The following is a 15,829-nucleotide window of genomic DNA, read 5'->3' on the forward strand; positions in this document are numbered from 1 at the left end:
CGTTCGGAGTTTATTCAACGCCGGTCTTGACCTGCTCACTAATCAGTTGCGCCAGTATCCGCACCGGTTCGGTGAAAGACTGTCGAGACCTGTGCACGAGCCCGATATCACGGTGGAAGGTAAGCTGTCCAAGATCGAGCGCTCGGACACCTGCGGGCCATTCCTGTTGGTTTGCCGTCTGCGGCACCAGCGCTACACCCACGCCATTTTCCACTAGCTTGACGATCGCCTCGAGCTCATCCAGTTCGCAAACTTCCCGCAAAGTGAAATGCATCTGACGCAGGAATCGATCCACCTGCCGTCCCCCAAATGACGATCGGTCATAGCGAATGAACGGTTGGCTGGACAGTAGTTCTGACCAGTCTTCTCCCGTTACATCGCGCGGGACAATCAGTCGGTAAGGTTCAAGAGCGAGCGTTGTCCAGCGCAGATCGCTCTGGAGCGAGAAGGGTGGCCGAATGATTGCGGCCATGTCGATCTCACCGGCATCCACGAGGTTCACCAACTCCATCGATAGTCCCGGGATTACACGTGTGCGGCACTGCGGGCACTGTTGGTGAAACCCGGCTAACGCGTCCGGTAAAAAGGATCGCTGCACGGAAGCGATAGCACCGATGTTCACCAGGACGCTTGCAGGAAGTCCGACGGTGGTGGAACCCAGATTGTCGTAAAGGCGCAGCAACTCCTGCGCTTGCAGGAGTATTTGGTGGCCCATCCTGTTGAGGTGGGCCGAGCGTCCCTTCCTGTCGAATATCTCAAAGCCGAGTTCGGCTTCCAGGCGGTGAATCTGCGCGCTCACCGCTGCCTGGGTCAGGCCGATCTTATTCCCGGCAGCGGCAAAAGTACCTTCCCGAGCAACGGCGATAAGTGTCTTGAGTTCTTTAATCATTCACAAATATTAATTGTGTTTCTGAGAAATTTATATTGATTTTTTTGTTTCGTCAGGCGGACTACGATGAGCCTATCCCCCGGCAACTGCCTGAACCTTCGAGTCGATGCCCAGGGGACGACGAACAGTGAAGCGCCGCGAAACAACGACGATCAGCGTTCATACGCTCTGTCCTTCACCAACAAAAATTGTATTGGAGTTCTGATGAGCCTCTCGCCTTTCCACCTCGCAATCCCGGTTTACGATCTCGCTGGTGCACGCACATTTTACGGCGAAGTGTTCGGCCTCGAAGAAGGCCGTTCCAGCAACCAATGGGTCGACTTCAACTTTTATGGGCACCAACTGGTGATTCACGAACACCCGAAAACTGTTTCCCAGGAAAGCGTCCATAGCAACCCGGTAGACGGCCATGACGTACCTGTTCCGCACTTCGGCATCATTTTGGGCTGGGCGGAATGGGAAGCACTGGCCGAGCGTCTGAAGTCTTTTGGCACGGAGTTTGTCATCGAACCCTACATTCGTTTCAAAGGGCAGGTCGGCGAGCAGGCCACCATGTTTTTGTATGACCCTTGCGGTAACGCTCTCGAATTCAAGGCGTTCAAGGATATGAGTCAGCTCTTCGCAAAATAGAAAAGGTGTTGGCACAACAGCGTTGTGCCATTTGAACTCAAGTGAGCTGGAAGCTCATGAATCTAGCAACTGCGAATTTACGCAGTCCTTTCATTCCAACAAGAAGGCTAGACATGAAACGTATTCCCCTGGTGTGGCAAATCATTGCCGGGCTGCTGCTTGGCGTGCTTGTCGGTTGGTATTTCAATACCCATCCGCAGTATCAATCGTGGGTGAGCGCAGAAATTCTGAAGCCGCTTGGCGATATCTTTATCAAGATGATGAAGATGGTTGTTGTTCCAATTGTGTTTTGTTGCATGATCCTGGGCATCGCAGGCGGAGGAGATAACAAGTCATTTGGCCGGATGGGCATGAAATCGCTGGGGTACTTTTTTGCGATAACGGGCCTGGCCATCGTGATCGGGCTGTGTTTCGCGAACATTTTCGAACCAGGTACCGGAACAGATATTTCGGGCATTACCCATCGCGCTGCCGCTATAACCATGGAGCCTGCCAAAGGAGCCCTCGTCATCGTGCAGAACATTGTCCCGGACAACGTTTTCGTTGCAATGTCGGAAGCGAAGCTGCTGTCGGTACTGTTCTTCGCGGTGTTGTTCGGTATGGCCTTGAACTCGCTGCCCAGGGATAAAAGCGCCCCCGTGGTTGCGGTGATTCAGGGTATTTCCGATGCGATGTTCAAAGTCGTCTCAATCGTCATGGCTTACGCGCCAATAGGCGTATTTGGCATGATCGGCGCTACCGTCGCGACTTTTGGTTTTGCCTCGCTCTTGCCCTTGCTCAAGCTGATTGGTGTGGTTTACCTGGCATTGATTGTCTTTGCATTGGTGGTACTTGGCGGTATCTGCTATCTGGTCGGTGAGAACATTTTCAAGCTGATCAAGTACTTTCGCAATGAGCTTATTCTTGCGTTTTCGAGTGCTGCATCGGCAGCCGTTATGCCACAGCTGATGAGCAAGCTGGAGAGCTACGGCGTCCCTCGTCGCATCGTCAGTTTCGTGGTGCCGGTGGGGTATGCGTTCAATCTGGACGGTGCCTCGATTTTCCTGGGGGTGGCTACGATTTTTGTCGCCCAGCTCTATGGTATCGATCTCTCGCTTTCTCAGCAGATTCTGCTGGTGGTCACAATGGTGCTGACCTCCAAAGGTGCTGCCGGAGTACCTGGATTCGCCATCATTATTCTGTCCGCGACATTGGCTTCTGCCGGTCTTCCACTGGAAGGGGTGGCATTGATCGCGGGTATTTTCAGAATCATCGATAGCGGTACGACCACATTAAATGTGTTGGGGAATGCCATCGCGCCCTTGGTAATTGCCAAGTGGGAGAGGGCGGCTCTTGAACCTTCACAAGCCAATCCTTTAGAGCAGAAAGCATAGCGAGTAGAGGTCGGAACCGGGAAAAACTTGCTGGCATAGGGGTACTTTTCTGTTTTACTAGACGACCGGTCTAATATTTAGAGGTAATGAGTTTGACTGACATGAGACTTAACACCGATCTTTTTTCGCCCCTTCGGATGGGCGCCTTGCAACTGGCCAACCGCATTGTCATGGCCCCAGTGACACGCAGCCGGATGGCGGAAGATGGCGTGCCGAACGAGCTGCATGCCACTTACTACGCCCAGCGTGCCGGCGCGGGGTTGATCATCGCCGAGGCCACCAATATTTCTGCTCAAGGTCGCGGCTATGCCATGACGCCAGGTATCTGGTCGGAAGAACAGGTGGCAGGCTGGAAAAAAGTCACCGACGCGGTTCACGCAGCAGGCGGCAAAATCGTCAACCAGCTTTGGCACGTGGGCCGGTTTTCCAGCGTCGAGTTGCAACCAAACGGCGAGGCGCCGGTTGCGCCCTCGGCCATCAAGGCCGAAGGTACCACCTACACCAACAATGGCATGGTCGAAGTGTCCATGCCCCGGGCGCTCGAAACTGCTGAGATCCCCGGGATCATTGAGCAGTACCGGCATGCGGCAGAAAATGCCAAGCGCGCTGGTTTTGACGGTGTGGAAGTTCATTCTGCCAACAGCTATTTGCTCGACCAGTTCCTGCGCGACTCCACCAACCAGCGCACCGACCGCTATGGCGGTTCCATCGAGAACCGGGCTCGACTGACGCTTGAAGTCACCCAAGCCGTTGTTTCGGTCTGGGGCAGTGACCGGGTTGGTATCCGCCTTTCGCCAGTGACACCTGATGCGGGTAACACGCCCCCTGACAGCAACGTCATGGCAACCTACGGTTATCTGATCCAGCAGCTCAACAGGTTCAGCCTGGCCTATCTGCACTTCGTCGAAGGCACAACGGCCACTTCCCGCACCGTTCCGGAAGGTGTGGACCTGGACGCGCTGAGTGCGCAGTTCGAAGGACCATTCATTGGTAATAACAACTATGACCTGGACCTGGCGCTGGAACGCCGGGCGCAGGGGCGGATTGACGCGGTGGCCTTCGGCCGATTGTTCATTGCCAATCCGGACCTGGTAGAGCGCCTGCTTACTGGTGCCGAACTGACTATCGCACCGCGTGAGGCCTACTACGGCGGAGGCGCCAAGGGCTACACCGATTGGCCAACGGCCAACTCCAACCTGACCATCTCGCCGACACACCAGAGTGGGTGATGGTCGGTGGCGATGCTGTGCCCATCCAGACCTGATGGGCATTCGGAAAATCTTTCAATCAGGAGTCCATCATGAGCAATCCAACTTACGTCCAGGAATACAACGCGATCGTCAACGTGCTTAACCAATACAACGAAGGGGGTGCCAAGGCTGACAGCGCTTTGATGAAGCCCGCGTTCAATGAGTCGGCCACCATGTTTGGGGTCGACGGCGACAAGCTTGTTGGCGGTGCCATTGAGAACCTGTACGACGTCATCGACAACTCGTTCCGCCCATCTCCTGAAGCCAACGCCGCGATCGTGCGCATCGACATCGTGGGCACTGCCGCGAGTGCCCGGGTCGATACCGACAACGTTTCGGGTTTTCGCTTCACCGACTTCTTCAACCTGCTGAAGGTACAAGGCAGATGGACGATCGTCAGCAAGATTTACCACACCCATCCGAGTGCATGATCCCTCGGTCATCGCCCGCGCTTACGGCGGACGGTTCGAGCCATTTGCCAACATCGGCTTATGGTGCCTCGTTTCGTTTCGTTTCGTTTCGTTTCGATTGACGATTTGTCGTCCTTGGTTCGCTCGGTAGGGTGTGACCCAAGGACACTAGTTGTACTGACTCGCCGCCGCAGTCGCAGACTTGGGTTTCCAGGAGCGGGTCAACTGGTAAGCAATGGCCAACCATATGAACCACCCCTGCATGCAATTGCCCGAAGTGTTGTCCTGTCACAAGATCACCGGAGATGCCGACTACGTGCTGCAAGTGCTGGCAGAGGATCTCGATAGCTACAGCGACTTTATCGAGCAGGTGCTCAGGCGTCAGGTGGGCATTGCCTCGATCCAGTCCAGTCTGGCTTTGCGTGAGGTCAAGGCCAGCAGCCGTATTGCGATACCGACATCCAGTCAGGCCTGATCAGGCGCGAGCCATTGCAGAGCCTCATCCACTTTGAACTTATCATTACGCCCATCCCCCTAATGCTGTGCAAATATCCTCTAGCCAGGGTCGATCCTGAGCTGGCCACTTACACGTAAAGGTTGGGTGAATCATGAAGAGTGAACAGGTCGAAGGTGTTGCAGAAAAACTCGCGGGCAAGGCGCAGAGCGCGGTCGGCAGGTTGTTGGGTGATTCGAAGATTGAAGCTGAAGGTGCTGGACACCAGGTTGCTGGCCAACTGACCAAAACCTACGGCGACACGCTCGACAACGTATCGACGTTTGTTAAGGAAAAACCGGTTGCTGCACTGGCGATAGGTGCAGCAGTGGTGCTGCTGGTGAGTCGGTTCCTGCGCCGCTGAGCCAGGTTTAGAGGACTTCCAGCTGGAACGTACCCTCATGTCTTCCTCCCCCTCGTACTCGCTGGGATTTTCTGTCAGTAGGGTGCGGGGGCGGTGATTAGCTAGCCTCTTTGCAGGCAAACGGCCTACACATCTAACGTCTCGGTTTAGCGCTGCTCGTGGGTAACTGTCTCCCTGGGTTTTGAGTTCTGTCGGCCGAAAACTAAGTTAGAGTGTTCGTTCTCAAGGACCCTCCACTCGATTCGCATAGTCGCGCCAAGCGGTTGCAGCGAACGGAACGGGCAAAAAAACCGTACATCAATCGTTGTTTGAAGAATGAATCGTCCGCTGTTTGTTTCTCTGGATGGGCCCAAGGGAGCCGGAAAAACCACATTGTTGGAGGCCGTTACGAAAGCACTCAGGGCCGACAACAAAATGGTGATCCGGCTTTGCGAGAAAAAAAGCGATCCTTACAGGGGTGAAACAATGGCCCTCGTGAACAAACTCGTCAGGCATCCCTCCCGTGATCTGGAATTGGAAGTTTGTGAGCGCCTGGCTGATAGCCGTACCTGGATTTCCCGGCATGTGCTGGCTAAACAGCCACCAGGCAGCATCATCCTGATCGATCGCTGGTACCCGTCTGATGCTGCGTTTCGCCGGATAGTCCCGTTTGCAGAAATTCTACAGTTGAACATTGATCGAAACGTGCAAGTGCCAGACCTGCACGTCGGAGTTGTCACCACCCCTGAAGTTTCATGGGCGAGGGCCGCGGCACGCCGGCGTGGGCTGAGCAGTACCGTGATCCACAAGCTGGAAGAACAGGTCGCTTGTACCCAGGCGTTCGAGCGAGCGGTTGCAGATCACGGCTGGGTGTTATGCCGTAATGAAGGAACGATCGAAGACGCAACGATGCAGGTGGTTTCTGAGATCCATAAAGTCCTTCGATGCCCGTAGGCGAAGTTCACCGGGCTGGTTTGTGTTCATGACAATGTGATACCTGCTCAACAGTGGCTTTTCTGCACGATTCTTGATTGATCATCGAGAGGCTTGGTGTGGATGTCGTATGCCGGAGGCTCACTGGCGGGCTCCTGTTGATCAGTGCTACCAAACCAGATCCAGATGGTCTGATCGTGCTCCTGAACGTGATAAGCAGGAGCTGCATGATCAAGTGCTGGTGACGGCCCTCGAGAGAGAGACTGCTTCTGGCGAATCTTGAGAAAGAAGAAATTAAAACGCTCATTGGTTTCTTGCATCGCATGAGCGCTCAGCTGGATGCGGTGAATGCAGTTGAGCCAGATGTTCAGCGGTAGGCCGGAAAAGCGTGCCGCAGGCTGAAGCGGGTAGGAGACAACTTCCCTGAGGATTTGGCGCGCAACCAGCCCGAAAGGTGCTGCACGTTACTGCAAGGCCGAGGAGCAAAAAAGCCTGGAAACGTTTTTATCGCGATACTGCTTGGGCGTCATGGACAGTTTTTCCTGGAACAGTCGGGTCATGTGGCTCTGGTCCGAGAACCCGCAATCCATGGCGACAGCTTTCAACGGTACATCACGCACCGTAGAGAGGATTCGCTCAGCTTTTTTCAAGCGGCGCGACTGAACGTACTGATGGGGAGACACCCCATACACAGCCCCGAACACCCGTACAAAATACGACGGGCTCAGGTCGACTATTGCGGCCATGTCCTTGACCGAAATCGGGCAGGACAGGTGTGAGTCGATGTACTGCTGAAGCTGGTCGCGTTTAAGGTTTGTCAGGCGAGACGCTTGATCGTTGCCTCTCAGATCACAGCGCACATACTGGCGCAGCAGATGAATGCACATCTGTATTTCCAGCGTCTGGGCAAAGAGGCTGCTTCCGGGTTCACCACTCAGGCATTCCATTTCATAGGAGGCCATGAGCCTGGATAGGGTCGCGTCGTTGACGATGGGGCAATGGTCGACAAAAACACGGTCAACATCCTGCTGAAAGACTTCATTGGCAACCTTGGCCATCATTGTTTGCGAGATGTAGATATGACTGACTTCGATATCATTCATCCAGTACCACCTGGACGATTCGCCTCGGGTCAAAATGGTCACGTCGTTATCGCCAACCGACCATTTTTGCCATTGCTTGCCATCGTGGAAACCCAGATTGGACGTTCCCGATTTCCATCTCACCAATTCGTAATCGCGCATGCACGGAATGCTGACTTCGGTTTTGTCAAAGCGGTAGCCCCGGATCGACATGCCGTTATCGGATGCAGTCTCGACGGTACCGTTGATCGTGACTTCGCCGGGGATAACGTCCAGCATTGTTTCTGGCGTTAGGAGGATGGCACTCATCACAACTCCCTTTTTATGGCAGTGGAGTTTTTTATCAGCACTTGGCAGTTTTAGAATGTTGATCGCAGTGTCATGACATTCAAAAAGCTAACACATCCTTAGAGTTTGTACGAAAAACTGGCTTGCCATCGATCGGGGATTTCCACCCGACCGAATGGCAAGCGTTCTCTTACTTCGCCTGGATTTCGTGATCACTGGGCTCGGTCAACTCCGGTCGCCATCGGCGCAAATGAGTCTGACGCTCGTAGGCCTGCGCCGACGGGTAAGTCACCAATTCAATCGTGCTTCCCCAAGGCGTGCGGGTGTAGACGTAACGATTACCTTTCCCGGCGTCACCGCCTGGGAGCTCACCAGGACGGCTGAGCAGAGTTCCACCGGCCTTCTCCAGTTGTTCGGCCGCAGCGTCGATATCGTCAACGTAGATGCAAATGTGCTGAATACCCAAGTCGCTTGGAACTACTGGCTGCAACTGCTGCACCCCGGTGTAGGAAAATAGCTCCAGGTTGGGACCGTTGCCAAGGCGCAGCATGCGAATTGCGCTAATCACGGCTCCGGGTGCGATCCCCAGTCCCGCCTCCACTTCAGGGCCCCCCAAGGGCGCTTCAAGCATGTCGTAAAGTTTCTCGGCACCGAAGGCCTCGACGAAGAACTGCGTCGCCGCTTCCATATCGGGAACCGTAATGCCGACGTGTTCGATCGCGCGAACATTCATGACAGCTCTCCTATTTTCGCTGCCGCCCAGAAGCCAGACTGGGTCGCCTCATACATCCGACCGCCACGGAACCTCGTTCCGATGCTGTGGACGCGAATGTCATCGACGGCCGACGCCAGGACAGTCGAGGCATTGCGCGCAGTCGCCATCACCACGTAACCGTCATCCGCCGCCGCGACTGCCGTTCTGATCGATACGTCGAGACTGTTGAGAAGCCCGCTCAGATGGTCGCGCTGCATATCATTGGTATCGATTCCTACCCCATCTGCGGGGGAGACGAGGCTGACTTTTTTACCTTGCTCGGCCAGCCATAGGGCGGCAAACATTGCAGTCTCTGTTTCTCCAAATACGGTGACTTCGTCAGCCATGGGCAGAGCCCCGTTTGCCAGCATGTCGGCCACATCCGCGCCCTGATTCTGCGCAACGGTCCCGGTGGCGAGCAGTACGGTGTCCCATGGGGCCAAGTCGATGTCGGTTGCATCGGTATTGAGTTGCACGTCGACGGCCACGCGTTCGAGTTCGCTCTCGTAAAACTGGATCATGTTCCTGACCTCCATGCGAAACGGGCTCGCAGCGGCCCAGGCATGAAGCTGGCCGCCGATACGATCTGATTTCTCAACCAAGCGCACACTGTGCCCGCGCTCGGCAGCCAGGATCGCGGCTTCACAGCCGGCAGGCCCACCACCGACGATCAGAACCCGCTCCTGTATGGGAGCAGGGCGACGAGCATCACTCGCCCGGCGCTCCTGTCCGAGGGTGGGGTTTATCACGCATTGGGTACCCTTACCGTTGAACATCCACCGTGATATGCATTCATTCACCGCAAGGCAGCGGCGGACACTCTGCGGTTGCCCGCGCCGTGTCTTGTTAACCGTTTCGGGGTCCGCTAGACCCGATCGACCCAAGGCTACGAAGTCGAGCTCGCCGTCAGACACCGCTTGTGCCATCTCGTCGAACAGCCAGGTGAGACGACCGACGCCGATTACCGGGATCGAAACACGCTTTTTTACCAGCTTGGCGTAATCCACCAGCGATCCTGGCGCGACCATAGGCAGCAACGTCATCGCCGTGTCGTAGTTCCCGGCACTGACATCCAGGGCGTCGACGTAAGGTTCGAGCATTTCGCAAAAGGCCAGGCCATCTTCCAATGAGAGGCCTCCCTCGTAAGGCTCCATGACGCTCAGGCGATACAGGATCGGGAAATCCGCACCGACCTGTGCGCGAATCCCGCGCACGACGTCGAGTGCAAAACGGGCGCGGTTCTCCAGGGACCCGCCCCAGCGGTCAGTGCGTTTATTTGTAAAAGGTGAGAGAAACTGACCGAGCAGATAGCCATGTGCACCGTGCAGTTCAACGGCATCAAAGCCAGCAGCCATGGCGCGCCGGGCCCCCTGGACGTACTTGTCGATCAACCCGGGAATTTCATGTTCTTCGATGGCTCGTGGCGGGGTGCCGAACGCGCTGGTGATGCCTGCAGTCGGCGCGAGAGGCGGTTCGTTACGTTCCGTGTTGCCTTGGGAGTTCTGGCGCCCGGTGTGGTGCAACTGTACCGCGATTTTTGCCCCTTCACCGTGGACAGCGTCGACCAGATTGCTGAGTGCGCCAATGAACCTGTCGTGGTCAATTCGCATAGGGTGGCCGGCTGTGCGCCCGACTTCCCAGTCGATAGAGGTGTTCTCTGTAATGATGAGACCAACTCCTCCACGAGCGCGGGCCCGATGGTACTCGATGAGCTTATCGTCAACTTCACCGAAGGTGCTCGCGAACTGAGTGAAGATCGGTGCCTGCACAAAACGGTTGCGCAATTGCAGTGAGCCGATCCGCCCGGGCTGGTAGAGCGCCGCGGCAGGGCTGTCTGAAGCTACAAGATTTCGGATGTCTGGGTGTGCCATTGCCATCTCCTCATTATTTTTTTTGTTTTGAGCTTCGAGCATGGAGTGAGAGGCGGCCTGAGTATTGAACATTCATGCCGAGGCGTTGAAGAATCCTCCTTTAGCACCTCAGCGGTACTCGCTCAGGTGACTTATTCTGAGAACAACTCAAACATCAGCTGGCAAAGCTCTCGATCGGCCGGCCTCCTGTAATAGCGTGCGTGCCAGAACAGGTTTATTTCGATGTTGGGCAGCGCCACCGGAGTCGGTAGCACCGCGAGCCCGAAGGGTTGTTCGCAACTGCTGGCGAATCGTTTAATGCTCGTCCTGAAGAGTAATATTCACAGTCGTGATGGCATGTATGGGATTTACGGTATTTATCAATAGAGCTCAGGTGGCGATGATTTGGTGACTCCAATAACAATCAGCCTACTGGGTAACTTGCTATGCGTACTTCTGAATCCAAATTGCACATCGGTATTGTTGGCGGTGGTATTGCCGGCGTGGGGCTGGCCCTTGACCTGTGCCGTCATTCCCACCTGAGTGTGCAGCTGTTCGAAGCGGCACCAGCCTTTGGCGAGGTCGGAGCAGGTGTCTCTTTCGGCGCCAATGCCGTTCGAGCCATCGCGGGTCTGGGTATTGCCGAACCCTACCGCAAGATTGCCGACCAGACTCAGGATCCCTGGCAGGACATCTGGTTCGAATGGCGTCGCGGTGAAGATGCCGGTTATCTGGGCGCAAGCCTGGCCGAAGGGGTAGGGCAGTCATCGGTACACCGTGCTGACTTTCTCGATGCCCTGGCCAGCCAGTTGCCCGAAGGGATCGCCCAGTTCGGTAAACGTGCAGTCAGCGTAGAGCAGGATGGCGAACAGGCTCGCGTGGTGTTCACCGATGGCACTGAGCATCGCTGCGATCTGCTGATCGCTGCCGACGGTATCAAGTCTTCAATTCGTGATCATGTGCTCAACGGTCTTGGCTACCCCCTGGTGGCGCCGCGTTTCAGTGGTACCTGCGCGTACCGCGGGATGATCGACAGTGAACAGCTGCGCGCAGCCTACCGGGCCCGGGGGGTCGATGAGCATTTGATTGACGTGCCGCAGATGTACCTGGGACTTGACGCGCACATTCTGACCTTCCCCGTTAAACAAGGCCGGTTGATCAACGTCGTCGCCTTTATTTCCGACCGCAGTCGCCCTGATCCCACCTGGCCAAGCGATGCGCCATGGGTGCGCAATGCCAGCCAGGAAGAAATGCTGTCCGCCTTCGATCATTGGGGTGACGCTGCAAAGGTGCTGCTCGAATGCATTCCGGCACCCACTCTTTGGGCGCTGCATGAGCTCGATGAATTGCCGGGCTACGTGCATGGCCGCGTGGGGCTGATAGGCGATGCTGCGCACGCCATGTTGCCCCACCAGGGCGCTGGTGCAGGTCAGGGGCTGGAAGACGCCTGGCTGCTGGCGCGCTTGCTCGCCGATCCGCAGGTCCTGGACAGTCAGCCACAAGCAGTGCTGGCGGCTTACGACGCTATCCGTCGTCCACGTGCCTGCCGTGTGCAGCGCACCTCATGGGAAGCCGGGGAGCTTTATGAAATGCGTGATCCAGTTGTAGCCGATGACGAACAACTGCTGGGCAAAACCCTCGCCGAGCGTTTCGACTGGCTGTGGAATCACGATATGCAGTCCGACCTTCAAGAGGCGCGTGCCCAGTTAGGTTGGCGAGCATCTGCTTAACGACTTGACCGAAATGCACGGGAGGGAGCGTCCAGCGGCTCTCTTCGTGGATACCAATAAGATCAGGTGAATCAAGATGATCGTAAAAATTTCTCAACTGCCGCAATTGCAGCAATTCTTCCGACAAGCCTCGGGACTGGATAACAACCAAGGCGATCCACGCCGCAAGCAGATCGTTTTGCGTTTGCTGCAGGAAGTCGCCCGAGTAATTGAAGATTTGCAGATCAGCGACGATGAATTCTGGGGGGCGGTGGACTATGTCAACCGCTTGGGTGCCAAAAACGAAGCAGGTTTGCTGGTCGCCGGACTCGGCATCGAACATTTCCTTGATCTGCTGGCGGATGCCAGGGACGCAGAGGCGGGCCGGACCGGAGGCACGCCACGGACCATCGAAGGTCCGTTGTACGTAGCAGGCGCGCCACTGTGTGAGTACCAAACTCGCATGGATGATGGAAGCGAGGATGGCACAGCAACGGTGTTGTTTCTGGAAGGGCGCGTAACCGACTTGAACGGTGAGCCTATCGCCGGAGCCACTGTGGACTTGTGGCAAGCCAACACCCAAGGCAACTACTCATACTTCGATAAGAGCCAGACGGCGTTCAACTTGCGGCGCCGGATTCTCACGGACGCCAATGGTTGCTACCGGGCTCGCAGCATCGTGCCTTCGGGGTACGGTTGAGATCCAACCGGCCCCACTCAGGAATGCCTGGATCAATTGGGCCGTCACGGGCAGCGACCTGCGCATATCCACTTCTTCATCTGCGCCCCAGGCCACGAACATTTGACCACGCAGATCAACCTGTCGAATGACAAGTACCTGTGGGACGACTTCGCGTATGCAACACGTGACGGGCTGATTGGCGAAGTCATTTTCGTCGACGACGAGGAACAGGCTGCTGCCAATGGTGTGACGGGGCGCTTTGCCGAGATGACGTTCAATTTCAGCCTGCGTCCGGCCGCGAGCGTTGCAGCAATCCATCGTAGCCAACGCCCGCGAGCGTTGCAGTCTGCCTGACAAACCGACGTTTTCTCGACTTCGACGAACTACTCCAAGGAGACAACAATGTCCCAGACCGCTGCTCAATCGATGAGAGTCCGTGCCGCAGTGCTGCGCGCCTCAGGGGCTGCATTAGAAATTGAGGATGTCTTGCTCGAGGCGCCTCGGCCCACAGAAGTGCGCGTCCGTGTAGTCGCTACAGGCGTTTGCCACACTGACATGGTGGTGCGAGATCAGCTGTTCCCAACGCCACTGCCGATCATCCTCGGTCATGAAGGTGCGGGCGTCGTGGATGCAGTCGGTTCCGCTGTCACCACGGTTCAACCGGGCGATCACGTGGTCATGACGTACATGTCTTGCGGCCTCTGCCTGCCTTGCGAAACCGGCCACCCGGCACATTGCACGCACATGCATCCGCTGAACTTCGGTGGCGGCCGACTCGATGGCAGTACGTCCGCTTGCGCCTGTGGCAGCGACCACGCCATCCACGACCATTTCTTCGGTCAATCCTCGTTTTCCACTTACACGATTGCCAATCAGCGCAACGTGGTCAAGGTCGCGAAACAGGCGCCATTGGAATTGCTGGGGCCGCTGGGTTGTGGCATCCAGACGGGCGCAGGATCGGTTGTCAATGCACTCAAGGTCGAAGCCGGATCGAGCTTCGCCGCCTTTGGTGCGGGCGCAGTCGGACTGGCGGCGGTAATGGCCGCGAAGGTCGCCGGCGCTACGACCATCATCGCTGTGGACGTCACCCCGAGCCGGCTGGAACTGGCACTGGAACTGGGCGCAACCCACGTCATCAATAGCCGCGAAGAAGATCCGGTTCAACGCATTCAGTCGATCACCCAGGGTGGCGTCAATTACAGCCTTGAATGTTCCGGCCGTTCCGAGGTTCTTCGCCAGGCAATCGACGCACTTACCACGCTTGGCACCTGTGGCATCGTAGGCGCTACCAAAGTTGGCACCGAGGTGGCATTTAATATCAACGACGTGATGATTCCCGGAAAACGGATCATGGGCATTGTCCAAGGCGATGTCGTTGCCAATGCCTTCATCCCGAAGCTGGTTGATCTCTATCTGCAGGGCCGATTCCCCTTCGACAAGCTGTGCAGGTTTTACGAGTTTGATGAGGTGAACCAGGCGATGGCCGATAGCGAACGCGGTGTCACCATCAAGCCGATCCTGCGCATGCCAGTCCCCGCTTCGGTGTGACTTTTTCGATCTCTATAGGAACCCGCAATGACCGTTCAACTCGTAATAGACAACCAAAAACTTGCCGCCTCCACTGGCAAGACTTTTCAACGTGTCGATCCGCTCAGTTCCGCGACTGTGAGCGTAGGTGCAGCCTGCAGCGTCGAGGATGCCATCCGCGCCGCCGAATCTTCCCAGCGCGCTTTCCGGACGTGGTCCAAAACCGGCCCAACCGAGCGTCGGCGGATTCTGCTGGCGGCAGCCGACTCCCTTGAATCGAAAATGGCGCAGTTCTGCTCGGTCATGGCTGAAGAGATCGGCGCTTCGCAACTGTGGGCACAATTCAACGTGGGCGCATCGGCGAACCTGCTGCGTGAAGCTGCGGCCCTGACCACGCAAATCAAAGGTGAAACCATTCCGACTGACAAGCCAGGCGCACTGTCGATGACGTTGCGCCAACCGGTGGGCGCAGTGCTGAGCATCGTGCCCTGGAATGGCCCGGTCATTCTTGGCGCACGCGCCATTGCCTACCCTCTGGCATGTGGCAACACGGTGATCTTCAAGGGGTCTGAAAGCAGCCCACGTACGCACGCGCTGCTGGCCGAAGCGTTTTACGATGCCGGTTTGCCGGCGGGAGTATTGAACTTTCTGATCAGCGCGCCAGAGGACGCGTCTGCTGTGACTGAAGCGTTGATCGCCCATGACGTGGTGCGTCGGGTGAATTTTACGGGTTCGACCAAGGTCGGCCGCATGATTGCCCAGACCTGTGCCACTCATCTCAAACGGTGCCTGTTGGAACTGGGTGGCAAAGCCCCTTTCATCGTACTGGATGACGCGGATATCGACGGGGCAGTCAACGCTGCCGTTTTCGGCGCATTTCTTTACCAGGGACAAATCTGCATGTCGACCGAGCGCTTTGTAGTCGATGAAGCGGTTGCCGACCAATTCGTTTCCCGTTTCGCGGAACGCGTACGGTCGCTGGAAGTCGGCGTGCCAGCGACAACACCCGCCTGCGTGATCGGTCCAATGATCGGCCAGGGTTCAGTGCAACGGATCAATCATTTGCTTGACGACGCCATCGGGAAAGGCGCTGATATCGTGGCTGGCGGCTTGGCGGAAAATGCCTTGATGGGGCCGACACTGGTCGATCGGGTGACCCGTGAGATGTCGATCTATGACGAAGAGACCTTTGGCCCGGTGACAACGATCGTCCGGGTAAAAGGCGCCGAGCAGGCGCTGCAGGTGGCCAACGACACCGCCTACGGCCTTTCGTCATCCATATTCAGTCGCGATGTCACACGGGCATTGGAGTTGGCTGGCCGACTGGATGCCGGCTGCGTACACATCAATGGCGCCACCGTGCAAAACGAGCCGCAGGCCCCGTACGGTGGAATGAAGAAGAGCGGCTATGGACGCTTTGATGGCAGCGCAGTCATCGAGGAGTTTACCGAGGTCAAGTGGGTCACGGTTGAACCCTCCAACCAACCTTATCCATTCTAAATTTGAAACCGGCGCGTAATGCGCCGGTTTTTTTTGCACGTGCGCCAGGCATGGCGCGTTGCGCGCAAGCGCAACCAGCTTGGCTGTGGTGGCCTCGCTGGTGACTTGGAGGTGAA

General features: G+C 56.6%; 14 protein-coding genes and 3 pseudogenes. 11 read left to right on the forward strand and 6 right to left on the reverse strand.

Annotated features, from left to right (window positions below):
• Positions 1–10: 10 nt before the first annotated feature.
• Positions 11–889 carry a LysR family transcriptional regulator gene (locus tag AAEZ09_RS01560; protein WP_350597796.1) on the reverse strand — a complete coding sequence of 293 codons (879 nt, stop codon included), beginning with the start codon at positions 887–889 and terminating at the stop codon, positions 11–13.
• 204 nt (positions 890–1,093) lie between these two features.
• On the opposite strand from AAEZ09_RS01560, the gene AAEZ09_RS01565 reads away from it, so the two are divergent.
• From AAEZ09_RS01565 to AAEZ09_RS01595, 7 genes and pseudogenes are all read left to right on the forward strand, one after another.
• On the forward strand, positions 1,094–1,519 hold the full coding sequence (locus AAEZ09_RS01565) for a VOC family protein (protein WP_350597827.1): 426 nt from the start codon (positions 1,094–1,096) through the stop codon (positions 1,517–1,519).
• A 113-nt stretch (positions 1,520–1,632) separates the two neighbouring features.
• On the forward strand, positions 1,633–2,892 hold the full coding sequence (locus AAEZ09_RS01570) for a cation:dicarboxylate symporter family transporter (protein ID WP_350597798.1): 1,260 nt from the start codon (positions 1,633–1,635) through the stop codon (positions 2,890–2,892).
• Between the two features lie 101 nt (positions 2,893–2,993).
• Entirely contained in the window at positions 2,994–4,121 is a 1,128-nt protein-coding gene (locus tag AAEZ09_RS01575) for an alkene reductase (RefSeq protein WP_502947557.1), read from the forward strand.
• Positions 4,122–4,192: 71 nt separating this feature from the next.
• Positions 4,193–4,573 (forward strand): nuclear transport factor 2 family protein, encoded by a 381-nt coding sequence (locus AAEZ09_RS01580; protein WP_205893638.1) that lies wholly within the window; start codon positions 4,193–4,195, stop codon positions 4,571–4,573.
• Between the two features lie 244 nt (positions 4,574–4,817).
• Positions 4,818–5,027, forward strand: a pseudogene (locus tag AAEZ09_RS01585) (Lrp/AsnC ligand binding domain-containing protein); the annotation flags it as partial.
• A 133-nt stretch (positions 5,028–5,160) separates the two neighbouring features.
• Positions 5,161–5,409 carry a CsbD family protein gene (locus AAEZ09_RS01590; RefSeq protein WP_045058493.1) on the forward strand — a complete coding sequence of 83 codons (249 nt, stop codon included), beginning with the start codon at positions 5,161–5,163 and terminating at the stop codon, positions 5,407–5,409.
• 315 nt (positions 5,410–5,724) lie between these two features.
• A complete protein-coding gene (locus AAEZ09_RS01595; RefSeq protein WP_350597802.1) occupies positions 5,725–6,342 on the forward strand; it encodes a dTMP kinase in 618 nt (205 codons plus the stop codon).
• A 47-nt stretch (positions 6,343–6,389) separates the two neighbouring features.
• On the opposite strand, the gene AAEZ09_RS01600 is transcribed toward AAEZ09_RS01595, so the two are convergent.
• The 5 genes and pseudogenes from AAEZ09_RS01600 to AAEZ09_RS01620 all read right to left on the reverse strand — a co-directional run.
• Positions 6,390–6,641 carry a hypothetical protein gene (locus AAEZ09_RS01600; protein ID WP_350597803.1) on the reverse strand — a complete coding sequence of 84 codons (252 nt, stop codon included), beginning with the start codon at positions 6,639–6,641 and terminating at the stop codon, positions 6,390–6,392.
• A 144-nt stretch (positions 6,642–6,785) separates the two neighbouring features.
• Positions 6,786–7,712: a helix-turn-helix domain-containing protein gene (locus AAEZ09_RS01605; protein WP_350597805.1), complete on the reverse strand. Its 927-nt coding sequence runs from the start codon at positions 7,710–7,712 to the stop codon at positions 6,786–6,788.
• A gap of 169 nt (positions 7,713–7,881) precedes the next feature.
• Positions 7,882–8,424: a VOC family protein gene (locus tag AAEZ09_RS01610; protein ID WP_350597806.1), complete on the reverse strand. Its 543-nt coding sequence runs from the start codon at positions 8,422–8,424 to the stop codon at positions 7,882–7,884.
• A complete protein-coding gene (locus AAEZ09_RS01615) occupies positions 8,421–10,388 on the reverse strand; it encodes an oxidoreductase (RefSeq protein ID WP_350597809.1) in 1,968 nt (655 codons plus the stop codon). The genes AAEZ09_RS01610 and AAEZ09_RS01615 overlap by 4 nt, the downstream gene beginning before the upstream one ends.
• Before the next feature lie 59 nt (positions 10,389–10,447).
• Positions 10,448–10,615: pseudogene (locus AAEZ09_RS01620) on the reverse strand (LysR family transcriptional regulator); the annotation flags it as partial.
• 126 nt (positions 10,616–10,741) lie between these two features.
• Between AAEZ09_RS01620 and salA the strand changes: the two are divergent.
• The 4 genes and pseudogenes from salA (at position 10,742) to AAEZ09_RS01640 (ending at position 15,713) form a co-directional block, all read left to right on the forward strand.
• On the forward strand, positions 10,742–12,025 hold the full coding sequence (gene salA / locus AAEZ09_RS01625) for a salicylate 1-monooxygenase (protein ID WP_045058476.1): 1,284 nt from the start codon (positions 10,742–10,744) through the stop codon (positions 12,023–12,025).
• A gap of 76 nt (positions 12,026–12,101) precedes the next feature.
• Positions 12,102–13,040, forward strand: a pseudogene (gene catA / locus AAEZ09_RS01630) (catechol 1,2-dioxygenase).
• Between the two features lie 48 nt (positions 13,041–13,088).
• The gene (locus AAEZ09_RS01635; protein ID WP_350597810.1) at positions 13,089–14,234 is read left to right on the forward strand and encodes an NAD(P)-dependent alcohol dehydrogenase; all 1,146 of its coding nucleotides are present in this window, start codon (positions 13,089–13,091) and stop codon (positions 14,232–14,234) included.
• A gap of 27 nt (positions 14,235–14,261) precedes the next feature.
• Positions 14,262–15,713, forward strand: a complete 1,452-nt coding sequence (locus tag AAEZ09_RS01640) for an aldehyde dehydrogenase (protein WP_350597811.1) — start codon at positions 14,262–14,264, stop codon at positions 15,711–15,713.
• Positions 15,714–15,829 lie beyond the last annotated feature (116 nt).

Source organism: Pseudomonas sp. 65/3-MNA-CIBAN-0223 (assembly GCF_040310425.1).
Lineage (GTDB): Bacteria > Pseudomonadota > Gammaproteobacteria > Pseudomonadales > Pseudomonadaceae > Aquipseudomonas > Aquipseudomonas gregormendelii.

Excerpts from the sequence above, each read along its gene's own strand:
- salA (WP_045058476.1), top strand. The coding sequence starts at position 10,742 with ATGCGTACTTCTGAATCCAAATTGCACATCGGTATTGTTGGCGGTGGT.
- AAEZ09_RS01595 (WP_350597802.1), top strand. The coding sequence starts at position 5,725 with ATGAATCGTCCGCTGTTTGTTTCTCTGGATGGGCCCAAGGGAGCCGGA.
- AAEZ09_RS01565 (WP_350597827.1), top strand. The coding sequence starts at position 1,094 with ATGAGCCTCTCGCCTTTCCACCTCGCAATCCCGGTTTACGATCTCGCT.
- AAEZ09_RS01590 (WP_045058493.1), top strand. The coding sequence starts at position 5,161 with ATGAAGAGTGAACAGGTCGAAGGTGTTGCAGAAAAACTCGCGGGCAAG.
- AAEZ09_RS01635 (WP_350597810.1), top strand. The coding sequence starts at position 13,089 with ATGTCCCAGACCGCTGCTCAATCGATGAGAGTCCGTGCCGCAGTGCTG.
- AAEZ09_RS01615 (WP_350597809.1), bottom strand. The coding sequence starts at position 10,388 with ATGTTCAATACTCAGGCCGCCTCTCACTCCATGCTCGAAGCTCAAAAC.
- AAEZ09_RS01570 (WP_350597798.1), top strand. The coding sequence starts at position 1,633 with ATGAAACGTATTCCCCTGGTGTGGCAAATCATTGCCGGGCTGCTGCTT.
- AAEZ09_RS01560 (WP_350597796.1), bottom strand. The coding sequence starts at position 889 with ATGATTAAAGAACTCAAGACACTTATCGCCGTTGCTCGGGAAGGTACT.
- AAEZ09_RS01640 (WP_350597811.1), top strand. The coding sequence starts at position 14,262 with ATGACCGTTCAACTCGTAATAGACAACCAAAAACTTGCCGCCTCCACT.
- AAEZ09_RS01605 (WP_350597805.1), bottom strand. The coding sequence starts at position 7,712 with ATGAGTGCCATCCTCCTAACGCCAGAAACAATGCTGGACGTTATCCCC.
- AAEZ09_RS01600 (WP_350597803.1), bottom strand. The coding sequence starts at position 6,641 with ATGCAAGAAACCAATGAGCGTTTTAATTTCTTCTTTCTCAAGATTCGC.
- AAEZ09_RS01580 (WP_205893638.1), top strand. The coding sequence starts at position 4,193 with ATGAGCAATCCAACTTACGTCCAGGAATACAACGCGATCGTCAACGTG.
- AAEZ09_RS01610 (WP_350597806.1), bottom strand. The coding sequence starts at position 8,424 with ATGAATGTTCGCGCGATCGAACACGTCGGCATTACGGTTCCCGATATG.
- AAEZ09_RS01575 (WP_502947557.1), top strand. The coding sequence starts at position 2,994 with ATGAGACTTAACACCGATCTTTTTTCGCCCCTTCGGATGGGCGCCTTG.